The organism is Hathewaya histolytica, assembly GCF_901482605.1.
GTDB classification, from domain to species: domain Bacteria; phylum Bacillota; class Clostridia; order Clostridiales; family Clostridiaceae; genus Hathewaya; species Hathewaya histolytica.
Map to the genome: position 1 here is coordinate 890,393 of NZ_LR590481.1, position 17,587 is coordinate 907,979.

At 27.2% G+C, this 17,587-nt stretch carries 18 protein-coding genes; 14 read left to right on the forward strand and 4 right to left on the reverse strand.

The features are described from left to right. Positions 1-2: 2 nt before the first annotated feature. The gene (locus FGL08_RS04125) at positions 3-917 is read right to left on the reverse strand and encodes an FG-GAP repeat domain-containing protein (RefSeq protein ID WP_138209569.1); all 915 of its coding nucleotides are present in this window, start codon (positions 915-917) and stop codon (positions 3-5) included. Positions 918-1,009: 92 nt separating this feature from the next. Here FGL08_RS04125 and FGL08_RS04130 point away from each other — a divergent pair, with 92 nt between their 5' ends. Next, entirely contained in the window at positions 1,010-2,248 is a 1,239-nt protein-coding gene (locus FGL08_RS04130; protein WP_138209570.1) for an ABC transporter substrate-binding protein, read from the forward strand. Between the two features lie 95 nt (positions 2,249-2,343). On the opposite strand, the gene perR is transcribed toward FGL08_RS04130, so the two are convergent. After that, the gene (gene perR, locus FGL08_RS04135) at positions 2,344-2,778 is read right to left on the reverse strand and encodes a transcriptional regulator PerR (protein ID WP_138209571.1); all 435 of its coding nucleotides are present in this window, start codon (positions 2,776-2,778) and stop codon (positions 2,344-2,346) included. A gap of 192 nt (positions 2,779-2,970) precedes the next feature. Here perR and FGL08_RS04140 point away from each other — a divergent pair, with 192 nt between their 5' ends. From FGL08_RS04140 to FGL08_RS04150, 3 genes are all read left to right on the forward strand, one after another. After that, positions 2,971-4,347 (forward strand): PhoH family protein, encoded by a 1,377-nt coding sequence (locus FGL08_RS04140; RefSeq protein WP_138209572.1) that lies wholly within the window; start codon positions 2,971-2,973, stop codon positions 4,345-4,347. 100 nt (positions 4,348-4,447) lie between these two features. Then, complete coding sequence (locus FGL08_RS04145; protein WP_138209573.1) at positions 4,448-5,332, forward strand: polysaccharide deacetylase family protein; 885 nt, start codon at positions 4,448-4,450, stop codon at positions 5,330-5,332. 217 nt (positions 5,333-5,549) lie between these two features. Next, entirely contained in the window at positions 5,550-6,542 is a 993-nt protein-coding gene (locus FGL08_RS04150; protein WP_138209574.1) for a polysaccharide deacetylase family protein, read from the forward strand. 275 nt (positions 6,543-6,817) lie between these two features. Here the strand turns inward: FGL08_RS04150 and pdaA are convergent, their stop codons facing one another. Then, positions 6,818-7,684, reverse strand: coding sequence for a delta-lactam-biosynthetic de-N-acetylase (gene pdaA, locus FGL08_RS04155; protein WP_138209575.1), 867 nt, complete (start codon positions 7,682-7,684; stop codon positions 6,818-6,820). Between the two features lie 304 nt (positions 7,685-7,988). Here pdaA and FGL08_RS04160 point away from each other — a divergent pair, with 304 nt between their 5' ends. The 5 genes from FGL08_RS04160 (at position 7,989) to FGL08_RS04180 (ending at position 12,026) form a co-directional block, all read left to right on the forward strand. Continuing rightward, on the forward strand, positions 7,989-8,999 hold the full coding sequence (locus FGL08_RS04160) for a phosphodiester glycosidase family protein (RefSeq protein ID WP_138209576.1): 1,011 nt from the start codon (positions 7,989-7,991) through the stop codon (positions 8,997-8,999). Positions 9,000-9,008: 9 nt separating this feature from the next. Then, positions 9,009-10,073 carry a hypothetical protein gene (locus FGL08_RS04165; RefSeq protein WP_138209577.1) on the forward strand — a complete coding sequence of 355 codons (1,065 nt, stop codon included), beginning with the start codon at positions 9,009-9,011 and terminating at the stop codon, positions 10,071-10,073. Positions 10,074-10,120: 47 nt separating this feature from the next. Then, a complete protein-coding gene (locus tag FGL08_RS04170; RefSeq protein WP_138209578.1) occupies positions 10,121-10,771 on the forward strand; it encodes a site-2 protease family protein in 651 nt (216 codons plus the stop codon). 105 nt (positions 10,772-10,876) lie between these two features. Further along, positions 10,877-11,812: an ABC transporter ATP-binding protein gene (locus FGL08_RS04175; protein ID WP_138209579.1), complete on the forward strand. Its 936-nt coding sequence runs from the start codon at positions 10,877-10,879 to the stop codon at positions 11,810-11,812. Positions 11,813-11,822: 10 nt separating this feature from the next. After that, the gene (locus tag FGL08_RS04180) at positions 11,823-12,026 is read left to right on the forward strand and encodes a hypothetical protein (RefSeq protein WP_138209580.1); all 204 of its coding nucleotides are present in this window, start codon (positions 11,823-11,825) and stop codon (positions 12,024-12,026) included. Between the two features lie 116 nt (positions 12,027-12,142). Here the strand turns inward: FGL08_RS04180 and FGL08_RS04185 are convergent, their stop codons facing one another. Continuing rightward, complete coding sequence (locus tag FGL08_RS04185; protein WP_138209581.1) at positions 12,143-13,606, reverse strand: IS1182 family transposase; 1,464 nt, start codon at positions 13,604-13,606, stop codon at positions 12,143-12,145. Between the two features lie 76 nt (positions 13,607-13,682). Here FGL08_RS04185 and FGL08_RS04190 point away from each other — a divergent pair, with 76 nt between their 5' ends. The 5 genes from FGL08_RS04190 to FGL08_RS04210 all read left to right on the forward strand — a co-directional run bounded on the left by FGL08_RS04190 (position 13,683) and on the right by FGL08_RS04210 (position 17,565). Beyond that, complete coding sequence (locus FGL08_RS04190) at positions 13,683-14,672, forward strand: ABC transporter permease (protein WP_138209582.1); 990 nt, start codon at positions 13,683-13,685, stop codon at positions 14,670-14,672. Beyond that, complete coding sequence (locus FGL08_RS04195; RefSeq protein WP_138209583.1) at positions 14,672-15,808, forward strand: ABC transporter permease; 1,137 nt, start codon at positions 14,672-14,674, stop codon at positions 15,806-15,808. The genes FGL08_RS04190 and FGL08_RS04195 overlap by 1 nt, the downstream gene beginning before the upstream one ends. 142 nt (positions 15,809-15,950) lie before the next feature. Further along, a complete protein-coding gene (trmB, locus tag FGL08_RS04200; RefSeq protein ID WP_138209584.1) occupies positions 15,951-16,601 on the forward strand; it encodes a tRNA (guanosine(46)-N7)-methyltransferase TrmB in 651 nt (216 codons plus the stop codon). Between the two features lie 336 nt (positions 16,602-16,937). After that, complete coding sequence (locus FGL08_RS04205; RefSeq protein WP_138209585.1) at positions 16,938-17,129, forward strand: helix-turn-helix transcriptional regulator; 192 nt, start codon at positions 16,938-16,940, stop codon at positions 17,127-17,129. Between the two features lie 19 nt (positions 17,130-17,148). After that, entirely contained in the window at positions 17,149-17,565 is a 417-nt protein-coding gene (locus FGL08_RS04210) for a hypothetical protein (protein WP_138209586.1), read from the forward strand. The last annotated feature ends 22 nt before the right edge of the window (positions 17,566-17,587 follow it).

The following is a 17,587-nucleotide window of genomic DNA, read 5'->3' on the forward strand; positions in this document are numbered from 1 at the left end:
TATTACTTTTTTTGAAAGAAATATACTTTATATATATCTTCATTTTCGTTGCTATTTTTATCTTTTTTTAAATTAAGTTGAAAAATAAAATTTTCAGCATTTCCATCCATTACTCCTTTAAAATTTAATAGCCATTTAATTTTGGTTATTTTACCTTTTGAGTCACAATTTATGTCTTCAAAAGAAGCATCTTGAAAGGTTAATTTATATCCATTATTCTTTTGATTAAATACAGGAGTTATTAAGCTTTCATTAATGCAAGCTACTATTCTTTCTTTTAACTTATCATCTTCTTCACTAGAGAAAAATATAATGAAGTCTTTAATTAAATCTGTTCCTAAAAAATTCTTAGGATAATTATAGTTAAATTCTGTCAGTTTATTATTCACTAGCATATAATTTTTGAAATACATTTCTCCATTATAAAAATTACCACATAGAAATTTAGGAGTTTGATTATTCTTGGTATCGATGAAACCAATTAAATTATTCCTAGTACTAAAAATATTCTCAAAGTTATCCTTATTATAAGAGAATATGTGAGAGATAGGTTTTTCTTTTTCATTACTTTGAAGTATTATTTCGGGGATGTTATCCCTATTAATATCCTTTAATTTAACTTTCATAGGCCAAAAATCATAATGAGTACCTAAAGTTTTTAAATCTTTTTTAGGATCTAGTTGGTAACTATTATCTTTCGTATTTATTTGAATATAATATTTATCCTTATCTCTTTTAACGTATAGTATATCTTTTTTTCCATCTCCATTTAAATCTTTTTGAATTATTTCATTTTTACTTTGCATATTAAAAGTGGTTTTAGAAGTATTTATAATTATACCGTGTAAGAAAAATATTAAAAATAAAGAAAAACAACATAATATAACTTTGATAGCTAAACTATTCCTTAATTTCATGTAAATCACCTCTAATTAATTATATGTACCATATATAAATTTAATTAATATAGGAACAATAAAAATAAGTATTACTTTAGGGTGGTGAGAATTTGAAAAAATTTAATAGACTTTGTGCAGCTACATTAGTGATAATCTTAAGTCTTACTTTAGTTTGCTGTAAAGGTGAAGAAAAGAAAGGGAAAAAAGATGAAAGTAAAAATTTAGATATATATGTATATACGGATGATAAATATTCGAAGAAAACTATTGATGTTTTGATTAGAGAATATGAAAATAAGAATAAAGATAAAAAAATTAATGTAATAGACGGTGTAGAAGATAAGGATAAGTTGATAAAACATTTTAAATCTGGGGATAACATAGATATAATCATATGTAATCGAAGTACAGAATTATTATTAGATAAAAAAGGACTAGTTGATAACTTAGAAGACATTTATAAAAATGAATCTTTAGATAAAAGATTTTATGAGGTATATACAAGTTATGGGAGAATTTTAAATAAGTATAGTTCTGTAGGAATAATTCCATATACCTTGGAGTTTGTATATAATAAAGATTCTCTAAATAAACTTGGACTTAAAGAACCTCAAGATTTCAACGATTATATAAAGATTTTAAAACAATGTATTTCAAACGATATAGAAGTACCTTATGTTTTAAATGAAGATTTAAGCATATATGAAGTTATATTTTCACTTTTTGCTCAAAATAAGTTAAATGGTGAGGAACTTACTGAGAAATATACGGATAAGAGTGAGGAATATTTAAATGATGATAAAATAGAAAAAGTTTTAAAACTAATAGAAAAGAATGTGAAAGAACAGGGATTAAAGGAAGATATATTAAAAAAATCTGATGAAAAGGATATAGAATATTTTTTAAAAGGTGAGAGTCCTATTCTAATTACAACTTCTTATTTTTCAAATAAACTTAAGGTGGAAAATATAGGCATTTTAAAGAATATGGGTCGTATAGATGGGGAAGAAATAATAAGACCAGTATTTATGAATACTTTAGTGGTATCTAATATAAATGGAATTAATAAAGAAAGTAAAAGGGATTTTCAAGAGTTTGTAGTAAGTAATGAATTTCAAAATAAATTAAAAGAACTTTCTTATATAACAGGAAATAAAGAAGCTAATAAATCTTATAAGGGATTACAAGGAAGCGTAGTGGAGAATTTACTTAAAAGTAGTTCCAATAGTATAATTTATAAAGATAATCTTCCTGAGGATATACAGAAATCTATAGAAAGTTCCATTAGAGATATATTAAAGGGAAAATATAAAGATAATTACTTAAAAGAGAAACTCAAAAATAAATAAAATATAATATAAAAAAGAGCTTCTAAGTATAGGAGCTCTTTTTTATATATAGTAATAGAATTTTATTAAGAATTAAAATTTATTTAAATATAAAATTAAGAATCTTTTTGCTCAGAATCCTTTTCTGAACATTCTTTGCAAACCCCGTAAAAATAAAGTTTGTTAGATACAACATTATAATCGGTATAAGGTGCTATTTCCTCATTAAGATTTAGAAAAGATATACCTTCAATATCATCTACTCTCCCACAATGTAGGCATTGGATATGAGGATGCTCATCTGTACAAGCATCATATCTAAAATTGCCCTCACCTACGTTAAGCTCTCTTACTAAGTTTACTTCAACAAGAGTCTTTAAGGCTTTATAAACAGTCGCAAGACTCATAGTTGGATAATCCTCTTGTAAGGCTTTATAGATAATTTCAGCGGAAGGATGTCCTTTAGTAGATTGTAGGTATTTATAAACAGCAATTCTTTGAGGAGTTAGCTTAAGGTTTCTTTCTTTGAAAATAGCTGTTATATTATTCACTTATATCATCCTCACTATAAAAAATTATTATATAATTAGTTCTATTATATGATATAAATTATTAATTGTCAAAATCTATTTAAGATATATACAAAAGAAAAAATATTAAAAGAATTACTCAAGATTTAATAATTCTATAATATTGTTTTCAAAAACTCAACATATAATAAATACTGAGAGGGGGAATTAGGCTTGAAAAAAACTTATGTATTAGATACAAATGTAGTACTCTATTCACCAGCAGCTATCTTTTCTTTTGGTGACAATAAGGTTATTATACCAGAAGTTGTGTTAGAAGAGTTAGATAATTTTAAAAAACAAAACAATGATCTAGGTATGAATGCAAGACATGCAGCAAGAACATTAGATAACCTAAGGAAAGATGGAAATTTAAGTGAAGGAGTAAACCTTCTAAATGGTGGATTAATAAAGGTTGAAATGAATCATTATGAAACTGAAATACCTATATTATGGGATAAAGAGAAAGCAGATAATAGAATAATACAAGTGTGTAAAGGACTAAAAGATAAAGGGGAAGATGTATATCTTATTACGAAAGATATTTTTGAAAGGATAAAAGCAGATACCATGGGCATAAAAGCCCAAGATTTCTATGAAAAATTAGTGCCAATTAATGATGAGCAGTATACTGGTAGGTTAGATGTTTATGCAACTTCTGAAAGTATAGACAAGTTTTATATAAATAAATCTATGAATTTTTCAGAGATTAAATCATATAACGAAGCAGAAAATAAGTATTATTCACCTGAAATTTATATAAATCAATTTTTAATAATCCATTGTATGGAAGATAGTAAAAAGACAGCCTTAGGAAAATTTAATGGGGAGAAAATAGTACCTCTCTTATATAAAGAATACAATCCTTATGGAATAAAACCAAGAAATGTGGGACAAAAATTTATGTTAGAATGTTTATACACAGAAGCTGAAATAGCACCTTTAGTTATTATAAAAGGTCCAGCAGGAACAGCTAAGACACTTTTTTCCATAGCAGTAGGTTTAGATAGAGTTTTATTGGATGAAGATAAATCCTATAGAAAAATACTTGTTTGTAGACCTAATGTAACTATGGATGAGGAAATAGGATTTTTACCAGGAACAGAAGAAGAAAAAATTAAACCATTTATGAGACCTATTATGGATAACCTAGAAATACTAGTAGATTCTGATGATAAGGAAAGATATAAGAATGAAAGAGAACTTTCAGATAAAATACAAGAGCTTTTTGATAGAAGGATTATTACAACAGAAGCAGTAGCATATCTAAGGGGTAGGTCTATAGTTAAAAATTGGGTTATAATTGATGAGGCTCAGAATTTGTCACCAAAGCAGGTAAAATCTATTATAACTAGAATGGGAGAGGGGAGTAAACTAGTATTAATAGGAGATCCCGATCAAATAGATCAACCATTCTTAGATAGTAGGTCTAACGGACTCTGTTATGCATCAGAGAGAATGAAAGGTAGTAGCCTCTGTTATCAAGTAACATTAAATCATAAGGAATGTGAAAGATCGCCACTAGCTTTTGAAGGTGCTAAGAGATTATAGCAATATATTTTATAAAACTATAGAAGTTTATATAAATATTAATATATAATATAGTAGTTATTTAACTTTACAGAGGATAACTTTTTAGTAGGGGGAGCATATGAAAAAAAAGAAAACTATAATTATTTCAATATTGTCTGTTATAGTACTAACCTATTCAATATTCTTTTATTATACAAAAATGAAGTACGTATATAGAAATACATTTGCAACTAACATAAGGGATAAATTCAAACCATGGCAAACTACAGAAGTTGTAAGCAGTGAAATTAAAAATAGAACAAAAAAGCCTATAGAATATTTACAAAAGGATACTAAGGATATTAATATACCAATTTTAATGTATCATGCAATCTCTGATACCAATCCATTAAATGATCTTTTAACACCACCAGATAAGTTTAGAGAACAGATTAAATGGCTTTATGAAAATGGCTTTACGCCACTATTAATTGATGATGTTTTAGAAGCCTTTAAAACAGTAAAGGTTCCTAAACGTCCTGTTGCTATAACTTTTGATGATGGTTATGCTGATAATTATACAGAGGCGTATAAGATTTTAAAAGAATTTAATATGAAGGGAACATTTTTTGTTATTACAGATTACATTAATAAAGATAATACTTATATGACACTTAACATGCTTAAAGAGATGAAAAATAATGGTATGGCAATTGAAAATCATACATCAGATCATTTACGCTTAAATTGGCGCTCAAAAGAAGAGAAGATAAAATCTATTAAGAATGCACAAAATTTTTTAAGGGATAACCTAGGAATTCATAGTAAATATCTCTGCTATCCTGTAGGAAGATACAATAAGGAAGCTATAGAAGTTGCTAAGTCTTTAGGTGTACGAGCTGCAGTTACTACTAAAAATGGGATCTCTAGTATTGAAGATGGTGAATTTTCTTTAAAACGAGTAAGAATGTCTCCTATGAGTATTAAATCCTTTAAGAAAATATTTGAAAATTATATGCAGTAAATTAATTAAAATACTTATAAGTTAATAATAAATTAGGTTATATAAAAAAGCTTTTTGGTTATAAAATCAAAGGGCTTTTTTATTTTTTATAGTTTATCATATAAATATATACTTCAGAAGATAATGTTACCATGGGGTTATTATTTGTGTATAATATAAATTATAGTAAATGGGGTTTTTATTTTAAATATCTAAATATTAAAATTTGGAGGGATATATGAAAAAGGGAAAAATTATAATAATACTTGTTATGTTGTGTATCTTAGGAGGTATGTCTTTTTTACAAATAAAAAAGAATTTTAACTTTAAACTAAGTTCTAAGCATGAGAAAAATTTAAAGAATGAGGAAAATGTTAATAGTAAAGAGAGTTTAAAAAAGGAAGTAAAACATAGTAAAAAAGAAGGAAGTAAAGAAAGTGCAAAAATTGAAACAGTTTCTAAAGAAACAAGAGAAAAGAGTTTAAATGATGGAAAATTAGAAAATGGAAGAGTTTTAGAAAAGGACTCCAAAGAAAATATTAGCTACATAAAAAAAGATCCAAAAGAGGTACAAATACCAATTCTAATGTATCATTCAATTTCAGATAAGGATCCTAAAAATGGTCTATTAGTTCCCAGAAAACAATTTAAAGAACAGGTAGAATGGCTTCATAAAAATGGTTTTACACCAATGCTTATGGAAGATGTTTTAGAGTCTATAAATACAGGAAAGGTTCCTAAACGTCCTGTTGCTCTTACCTTTGATGATGGATATGTAGATAATTATAACGATGCATACAAAATATTAAGTGAAAATAATATGAAAGGTACATTCTTTGTTATAACAGATTGTACTAATGCAAGTAATGAATACATGAATTTAGAAATGCTTAAAGAAATGAAAGAGAAAGGAATGGGAATTGAGAGTCATACCCATAATCATTTAGAACTAGTTAGACTTTCAAAACAAGAGAAAATAAATTCTATTAGAAAATCCCAAGAATTTTTAAAATCTAATTTAGGTGTAGATAGTAAGTATCTTTGCTATCCTGTTGGAAAATACGATAAAGAAACTATAGAAGTTGCAAAGTCATTAGGTATAAAAGGGGCAGTCACCACTAAAAATGGATTTGCAAAAAAAGAAGATGGGGAACTATCTTTAAGAAGAATAAGAATTTCTCCAATGAAATTAGAGGCTTTTAAAGAGATATTCAATAAGTACATGAATTAATATATAGAACATATAAAGCTTAACTGTAAAATGTTTTATACATTGTGGCATTGCAATAACATTTATAATATATAAAAACAGAACCCTTTTAAATTAAGCTCTACAATTAATATAACTATATTTGTATATTAAAGCTTTTATCATTTAGGTTTAATTACATCTAAAGTAATAAATAAATGTAGACTATATAATTTAAAAGGGTTTTATAAATAAATTTCAAAATCTAATTTTAAGTTTAATTATATACTTAGTAAGGAAATATACTTAATTAACTACTATATATCGCTTAAAGGTCTTATTTCATATCCTTGATTTTTCCACTCAGTAATTACATCATCCAATATTTCAGCATTAGTTTTTGAAACTGCATGAAGTAACATAATAGCGCCATTATGAGTTTTATCTAATATTTTCTTTTTAGCAAAACTATGAGAAGGTTGCTTTTTAGTATCCCAATCTGCATAAGCAAAACTCCAGAATATAGTTTTATAACCATAGTCCTTTGTATATGCTAGGGAACGCTCACTATATTTACCCATAGGTGGTCTAAAGTATTTAGACATTTTTTTGCCTGTTAACTTTTCAAAGGCTTCTTCTACATCAGAAAGTTCCTTATTAAATTTATCCTTATCATGTATAGATGCCATAGAAGGATGATGATTACTATGATTACATACCATATGACCTTCATCTACCATCCTTTTTATTAGCTCATGGTTAGAATCAATATAAGGCTTAACCACAAAGAAAGATGCCTTAACATTATGTTTCTTTAAAACATCTAAAATTGGTGCTGTATATCCATTTTCATATCCTTCATCAAATGTAATATAGATAACTTTTTTAGATGTATCACCTAGGAAATGTGTATCATATTTTGATATAAAATCTTTTGTTTCTGGTTGAGTTAATGGTGGCTTACCATTTTCCACATGTTTAAAATACCAGTTGTACTCTTTAGTGCTAAGAGAAGATGAGTTAACAGCCTTACTATTTTCTGGAACAGTCTGTGTTCCAACTCCACTTTGTGTATTGATTAATTTATTAATGGATTTATAATTTTTAGTATAATACATAAAAGATCCACATATCCCTGTAACTATAAGCAAACTTACTAAAAACTTTTTATAAAACTTACTCATATAAATTAATTACTCCTTTCTTAAATTTTTTAATATAAAATCTTGTTATAAACAATATTATTTGTTATAAATTAATACTTATCCATTTTCAATATAATTTTAGTAAGAAAAATTAGTAAATTACTTTAAATCTATATATTACTTTTTATTTAAGTATATTATTCTTACATTATTATTAAGAAACTTTTAAAAAATACATATAAATATAAAATAAAGTACAATAGTGTGATATAATCTTTTCTGTTGTATACTAATATAATAAGAAAATTTAATTTTAAAATAGACCTAGATAAGGGTGATATATTTGGAGAATAAAAGAGTAAAAAAAAGTGGAAGGATAAAGAGGAATTTTATATTTATATTTTTCCAATTAATCTTTATACTACTTATAGGACCAACTTTGATATATTGTGGACCTTTTGTTAATTTAAAGAGTATAGTTGCACAAAGTGCATACACATCTTCAAGTTTTACATGGCTTACTAAGATGTATATGTCTGATAAGAGCATTTCAAAGATGATGGCAGCTGGTGATGCTAAAAATGCATATATCAACAATGATAAAAATATAGTTAAGATAAAAAAAGATAAGACAAATAATATAGAATTGTTTGATGTTAAAGCAAGAAAGTTTCAAGGTATAGCAATGGTAGTAGATGATCCTACCAGAATAAAAGTTGGATATACCAATAAGTTAAAAAAAGAAGGTCAAAGTACCAGTGAAATAGCAAAGGATAATGATGCTCAAGCTGCAATTAATGGAGGTGGTTTTTTTACAAAAGATACCACTGAGGTAGCTTGGACAGGAGCTGGTGGAGCACCAAAGGGAATGATAATTTCTAATGGAGAGCTTGTATTCAGTGATACTAAAAATTTGGATCATAAACAAGATGTAGCAGCTATAACTGATAAGGGAGAGGTCCTAATAGGTTATTATAGCTATAATGAACTTAAAAAAAAGAATGTTAAAGAAGCCATATGTTTTGGGCCAGCACTTCTTATAAATGGTAAGAAAACTATTTTAGGAGACTATGGTGGTTGGGGTATTGCACCTAGAAGTGCCTTTGGACAGAAAAAGGATGGATCTATAGTTATGCTTGTTTTAGAGGGAAGAAAGCTAAATAGCGTAGGTGCCACACTAGAAGATGTTCAAGATATTATGCTAAAACTTGGTGTAGTTAATGCTACAAACCTTGATGGAGGATACTCTACTACTATGTATTACGGTGGGCAAGTTATAAATAAACCCTATAATATTTTTGGGGAAAGGGCAGTACCATCCATAATATATGTGGAAAAGAGAAATAAAAAATAGGTGATAAAAATGAAAGTAGCAAAAAAAATATTAATCTGGACTTTTATAGCTTTGTTGATTCAATTACCAATATATTATTTTGCAGATAGATATATCATGATAAAAGAAAATATAAGGTTATACAAAAAGGATATGAGTGTAATTGAAGATGATAAAATTAGAAATATTAATGTTCCTATAAATGGTAGGTGGGATAATATTAAAATATCAAATAATGGTAAATATATAAGCTATATTGAAAACAATATATTAAGCGTTCAAAATATGGACAATAATGAAAAAGTAGATCTACCTTTTAATAAAGGGGTTGAACTTGCCTACTATGAGTGGATTCCTAGTAGAGACAGAATGATAATAATAGAAAAAACATTAAAAGAGAAAGACTCAGTTTTTACTATAAATTACTATGATGCTTTAAATAAAGAAAAAATAAGAGTAAAAGAAATTTCTTATGAAGAGAATCCAGCCTATGTAAATGATGTGCAAGTATCTTTATTAACTGGTATAATGTATATAAACATAGTACATAAGGGCGATAGAAGTAGCATATATAGAATAGATATTTCAGAAAATATAAATGCAATAGATACAAAACAATACTTTATAGATAAGCTATGTTTAGTTCCAAGTAAAGACAGACTTGTGTATGAGGATAGAATATTTAATAAAATATACTATTTAGATTTTCCAGCTAATGAAGGTAAAGAGGTAAAAGTAGATGAGGAAGACCAATTAGTACTTTTAGGATGTGATGCTGAAGGGATTGTGTACTTAGGAGGCATTAAGAATGGAAAGGTTTATAAGGTTTATTATTCAAAAGGTGATGAAAATATAACAAACTATAGAAGTATAGACTTAAATGAATCTGTAGAAGAGAAAAATATATATGTGAACCGTAAGGGTGGAGTTTATATTATAGACAAATTTAAAAATACTATAACCTTAATGAACGGACGTACAGAAATAACAACTCATATAGGTGGGGAATTTATAAGTTTTTATGACCAAGGATATTTATATAAAGTAAACAATACCTTAAAAAATGAATTTTTAGGACAATTAGGACACAAATAATAAAATGGGGGTTTACTCTTAAGGACACTATAGGGAGGATAAGTAATATGCAAATGCAAGAACTACTACTTAAGATAATATCTATACCAGGGATATTGATGGCTTTTACCATTCATGAATTTGCTCATGCCATTACAGCATACAAATTAGGGGATGATACACCTAAATATGAAGGAAGGCTAAATTTAAATCCATTTACGCATATAGACATTATGGGGTTTCTTGCCATGATGATCTTTGGATTTGGGTGGGCTAGACCTGTAAATACTAATCCTAGTGCATATAAGAATTATAGAATGGATGACCTAAAAGTTTCTATAGCAGGACCTTTAGCAAACTTACTAGGAGCTATGATATGTGCTATTATATTATCAATTTCAAATAATTTTATAGTTATAGATAATATATTTTATCATATGTTTAAATTTATAATTTCTTATGCATTACAAATAAATGTAGTACTATTTATCTTAAACTTAATACCAATACCAGGTTTTGATGGATTCCATGTACTAAGTGATTTATTTCCAGACTTATTTAGGAAATTACCTAGCAGTATAGAAAGCTATGGAACAATAATATTCATAATATGTCTTCTTCCAATACTACCAGGAAGGGAATCTATATTTACCTATATAGTTCATATACCAAGCGACTATATTTGTGATTTTATATATACCATATTTAGAATATCCTAATATTAAGAAAAATATAATATAATTATACAAAAGTGATTTTTTATACTATATAAAAAGTCGCTTTTTTTATATAATAGATTTATAAATTATAAGGGGTTGATAATTTTGGATATAGTTAAATTGAAAAACATAAATAAGCGTTTTGGAAATACCAGTGCCTTAGATAATATAAGTCTAGAAGTTAAAGAAGGGGAGATTTATGGGCTTCTTGGTCCTAATGGGGCAGGAAAAAGTACTTTAATAAATATACTTTCGTCTCTTGTGAGAAAGAGCCATGGAGATATAGAAATTTTTAATAAGAACTTAGAAAAAAATCTAAGTTATATTAAAACTAACATAGGAATTGTTCCACAAGATATAGCTATATATGAAGATTTAACTGCATATGAAAATGTAAAATTCTTTGGGAGTCTTTATGGTCTAAGTGGAGATAAATTAAAAGAAAATGTAGAATATGCTTTAAGATTTGTTGGTTTAGACCATAAGAAGAAAGAATACCCACATACATTTTCAGGAGGAATGAAGAGAAGGCTTAATATAGCTTGTGCTATAGTACACAAACCTAAACTTATAATAATGGATGAACCTACTGTAGGTATAGACCCTCAGTCAAGAAGTCATATATTAGATTCTGTAAAAAAGCTTAATAAAATGGGTTCTACAATTATATATACTACCCATTATATGGAGGAAGTCGAGCATATATGTACTAGAATCGGAATAATAGATAAGGGTAATTTAATAGCAGAAGGCACTTCAGAAGATCTAAAAAAACTTATCGTCAATAGAGAATGCTTAACTCTTAAAATATCAAATCTAGAAACTTTCAACGTAGATAAACTAAAAGGAATAGGAAACATAATAGAAGTTGAAATTAAAGAAAATAATTTAATTGTATATAGTACTAAGGATAGTAATAATTTAAATAACATAATATCACATCTCTTTAAAGAAAAACACAGTATACAATATATTAGAAGTGAAAAACCCGACCTTGAAAAAGTGTTCCTAACCTTAACTGGAAGAAAATTAAGGGATTAAGGAGAAAATTATGAAAATAATAAGTCTTATAGTAAAAGAATTTAAACATAACATAAGAAATAAAATGGAAATGATAATAATGATACTAACTCCTATCCTATGCATTTTAATACTTGGTGCTGCTTTTGGTGGAACAGGTAATAAAATAAATTTTAAAGATAAAGAAATAGCTTATTATATAGAAAAAGAAGATACATTTTCACGAGACCACTGAAAAACTTATAGTTTTTCGGGGGTTTACTTTTTACATAATTTAAAAGACTCAAGTTTATACCATTTTGTGGTATGAGCTTGAGTCTTTTTGTATTATTAAACCCTAATCGGGTATATTTACTGATTGCTTAGAGTCAATATTCTCTTCAAGTTTACAGCAAAAATGGTCAATGCACCTTGCATTTGCATGCCAACAAGACCTGCGGCTGACGCAACATCATACCCATGTCTATGTTTCATTTCACTATTTTTAGCTTCAATTTTATATCTCTCTTTTGATTTTTCTTTAAAAAAATCAGTTTCTTGAAATTCAATATGTTTTTGATGCGTATTCGTTTTGATTGAAACTGAGTATGATTTAGTTTTAGCACCTTCTTTATAGCACCCTTGTTTTAAAGGGCAACACTGACACTTTTTAACATCAAAAAAATAAGAAATTACTGTACCTAGTCCATCTTTGGCATGTTTTTTAGGTCTAGTACTAGTTTTCTTAGTACTCATATGGCCAGCTTCACACGCATACATATCTGCATCTTTATTATATTCAAACTTCGTTTTAGTTTGTCTTTTGTTACCATGAGATACTGATTTACTAAGCTTTGCAATTAGATTTTTTTCACTTTCATTTACATATTCTATATTTTCTTTTTCTGAATAAGCTGCATCTCCAATAATATTTTCTATGTTTAAGCCAGAGGCTTCGCTCTTTTCAATAAGTGATTTTAGTTGTTTTCCATCGTGTTTTTCTCCCGAAGTAACTACAGCAGCAGTAATAATACGTTCCTTAGTCATTGCAATATGAGTTTTATACCCAAAGAAAGATGTATCAGCAGTTTTGTGTCCAACTTTTGCGTCAGCATCTTTAGAGAATGACAAAACCTCTAAATCATCTTCGATTGTTTCTTTTAATAAATTTAATTTTTCTTTTACAGCTGGATAACTTGAAATGACCTCTTCTTTTTCAATAACTGATATAAGTTTTTGACAATACTCTATTTCATCCTCAAGAAGACCGTTGTTAACTTTATTAGGAAACCTTGCTTTCATTGACTCATCAATGTTATAAACTGACTTTCGAAGTTTTTTAGATTGTTCAATTAAAACTTCCCTAGGTGTTTTTTGATTGTATCTAGCTTTGGTATGAGTTGAATCAACAATAATTGATTTTGATTTTATAATTTCCTTTTCCAATGCTATTTCTACGGTTTTAGAAATTAGCATGTCCATTAGATTAGTGTCCTTTAAGCGTAGCTTTCTAAATTTAGTTAAAGAACTTGGATTAATTACATCCTCCTCCGGAGCCATATCTAAGAAATATTTAAAAGACATATCATATTTAGAGCGTTCAACAACATCTACATCAGAAATATTGAAAATAGTTTTTAGTAAAAGATATTTAAACATTCTTATTGGGTCAATCGCTCCGCGACCGTTATTATTGCAATATGTAGAAACTAATTCATCGTAGATGAATGAGAAATCTACCATTTCTTTAATCCTTCTCAACATATTATCTTTAGGGATAATCCTATCATATATATCACCATATTCGCTTAATATCATCTTTTGATGCATTAACATAAAATCACCTGCTTAAATTAGTAATATAAAAATTATACTAAAAAATAGACATAACATCTACACAAACTGTAGTGTTATGTCTATTAAGATTAGGAGGGTACTTTTTCAGTACCCTCCATTTTCACAGGCATTTTTAAGTTTTACAGAAGGGATTAAAGAAAAGGGAATAGTTTTTGAAAGAGTAGAAGATAAAAAACAAGGCGAAGAGGGTATACGTAATAATAAATACTTAGGTTTTTTAGAATTGAAAGATAAAAAACTTAATATTTATGAAAATGACCAAAATAGCGTGTCCAGCAGTGTTATAAAAAGTGTTATAAAAAGTTTTGTAGAGAGATACAATTTGACTTTTGAAATAATAAAAAGAAATCCTAGTGCACTTACTGAAATAAATAAGGTTCAGAATAATCCTTATACAGAAAATGAAAATCTAATAATAACTGGAGTAGATAAAAATATAAGACCAGTTGGAGCGGACTATTATGGAATAACCATGATAACACTTATAATTATGTATTCAATATTCACTGGTATTTCTGCTATAATCAGCGAGGAGAATAGAAAAACTAGAAATAGAATTATAATAAGTCCATTAAGTAAAGGTGAATTTTTTATTGGAAAACTTTTAGGAGCATTCTCTGTAACTGCATTTCAATTCCTAATTGTAATTTTGGTTAGCAGTACATTCTTAAAGGTAAACTTTGGCGCAAAACCTCATATGGTATTTTTAATACTCTTATCTGAGATGATATTTGCTATATCTTTTGGTATTTGCATAGGGCTTTTATTTAAAAATGAAGGAGCTATTATGGGTTCGATGCATACTTTAATTCCTATATTGATATTTCTTGGGGGAGGATATGTTCCTATGGAGTTAATGCAGGGAAAAGTACTACAAACAATGACTAATATTTCTCCAATAAAATGGACAAACTCTGCAATTTTTTCAGTAATTTATAGCAATGAGTATAGCTTAATGAATAAAGCCATAGGAATAAATATGACATTAGCTATGATATTTCTTTTTGCAAGTATTATTAAACTTAGAAGAAGGGAGGTATTATAATGAAGGAGTTATTAACTTTAATTATATATAATTTTAAAAGGATTTTTAGAAACAAAGGGAATATAGTATCTTATTTTATAGTGCCTATAGTAATTAGTGTACTTCTTATAAATGTTTTAAGTGGATCATCAGGAAATAAAATAAGTATTTATATAGAAAATAAGGATAAGGGAATATTTTCTCGTGATTTAATAGAAAGACTAAAAACTGAAGGGAATTTTCAAATAAAAGAGTCAAAAATTAATAACGTAAAAGAAGAAATAATGAAAGAAAAAATTGATGTAGCACTTATAATTCCAGAAAATTTCACAGACAGTATGTATATTGGTAATCCTAAAAAAGTAGAACTAATAACCTTAAAAGGAGAAGAAGTTACACATTTTATAAGTGGTGCTATTAATATTTATATAAATAATTTAAAGGATATATATAAATACTCAAAGGGAAATAGAGAAGAGTTTAACTCCATATATAAAAGTTATAGTGCAGAAGGTATAAAAGTAGAAGAAGTTAAAATAAAGGATTTATCAAGAAATAAAGGCGCTACAACCTTTGCTTTAGGATTTTTTATAATGTTTATGATATTATTTGCATCCTCTATATCAAGACTTATATTAAAAGATAACTTAAGTGGAATGAGTAAAAGAATTTGTATTACAAAAATAGATGAGAAAAAATATATTCTAGGAAATGTTATAACTAACTTACTAATTCTAATGGTACAAAGTCTTGCAGTGGTTTTAATACTAGAGAGGCTAATCAAAATAAGTACTTTTATTCCACTTAAATATATAATACTTATTTTATGGACTTTTTCCTTATGTGCTGTAGCTTTAAGTATGCTTATAATATCTTTTTCAAGGAGTATGAATGGTGCATCTATACTTACAAGTCTAATAATTACTCCAACATCTATGCTATCAGGTTCCTTTTGGCCAAGAGAAATTATGCCTAAATTTATACTAGATATATCTAATTTTATTCCTCAAACTTGGGCTATAGATGCATTTAGTAGAGCAAGCAAGGGTGAGGGCATAGAAAAATTTTATATAAATATTTTAATAATTCTAGGGTTTTCTGCGATGTTTTTTATATTTGCAACATTTAAAAGTAAGTCTCATGAGAAGTATATATAATATTACTTGTTTACAAAAATAATTACCTATAGCATAATATTATATGTAATTTATTTAGAGTATTAATTTATACTGTGAGTTTAAAGGAAGCTAATAAGAACTTGTATAGGAAAATAAAATTAAAAGACGAAGGAGGATATGTATGCGTCTTAGAAAAAATTGGTCAGCAAGACCTCAAATGGAAGCTAGTAAATTTTGCATATATAATCCATATGAACTTAAAGGAAAATGGAATGAATCATTCGAAAATGAAAATGATATACATCTGGAATTAGGCTGTGGAAGAGGAACGTACATATGTGAAATGGCAAAAAGACATCCAGAGATAAACTTTATTGCTGTAGATCTAAAAGATGAAGTGCTAATTTATGTACTAAGAAAAATAGAAGAAGAAAACTTAGAAAACGTAAGAATAATGCCACTTAATATAATGCTTATGAAAGATGTCTTTGAGAAGGATGAAATAAGTAGAATATATCTAAACTTTTCAACACCTTGGCCAAAACCAAGACACAATAAGAGAAGATTAACTTACGTAAGTTTCTTAAAGATGTATAAAAACTTTTTAAAAGAAGGTGGAGAAATATGGTGTAAAACAGATAATGAACCATTCTTCATGGACTCCACCACATACTTTAAAGAAGAAAATTTCAAACTAAGATATTTAACCTTTGATCTTCATAGGAGTATTTACAATGAAACAAATATAAGAACAGAATATGAAGAAAAATTCTCAGGTATGGGCATGAACATAATGTTTTTAATAGCAGAATTAACGGCTGAAGACAAATAAGTATATTAGGATTTATATGTTAGAGTGCAAATATAGTCTTGAGTAAAGAAATAAAGATTTAAATATGAACACCTCATTATAGATAAAATACATAATAATGAGGTGCTTTACTTTTTGAAAAGAAAGTCAAATTTTCTAATCTCATATTATAAGTATGAACATAATGAATTCTTAGTTAGCGATAATAATAGATGTAAAATACACTTGACATTTATAAAATTTATATATATGATATAAGTAAAATAGGCTTTACATTAAGCGTTATTTTTTTATTAAGCATGTAAAGTTAGCTTTACCATTATGTTTGTAAGTATAGTATTTAAGGAGTATGTAAATATGAATAATAAGATTAAGACTTTAAGAGAAAACAATCATTTAACTCAGCAAGAACTTGCGGATAAGCTAGATGTTTCAAGACAAACCATAATTTCTTTAGAAAATGGAAGGTATAATCCATCTATTTTACTAGCATATAAAATATCTAAACTTTTTAACTTAACAATTGAAGAAGTTTTTATCTTTGAATAATTTTAAGGAGGTATCAATCATGAGTAAATTTTCATTTTTAAACAAACAAAGAATTGAATGTATGTTACTTGCATTAATAGGAGTAGTTCTAATTTTATTTAGTAGTTTTTCAAATAGTAATATAAGCAATGTTAATTTAATCCAGGGGTTAGGAGTTGGGTGCATAGCAGGAGGAGTTGGTGGCTTTATAGGCACCTTCCTAGGCAAAAAAAGATTTAAGCAAAATTATAAAATATTAGAACAGGATGAAAGACTGCATAATGTATGGCAAAAAGCCGGATGTGCATCATATAATTTAACATTTTACTCTGTACTTCTATTATATATACTGGTTTTAGTATTAGACTTAAGTGCTATAGCAGTATGTGGGATAATAATAATCTTAATGCCATTATCTAATTTAGCATTTACCCGTTACTATAATAAAAGGTTATAAAAAGTGTGTTGTAATATAAAGA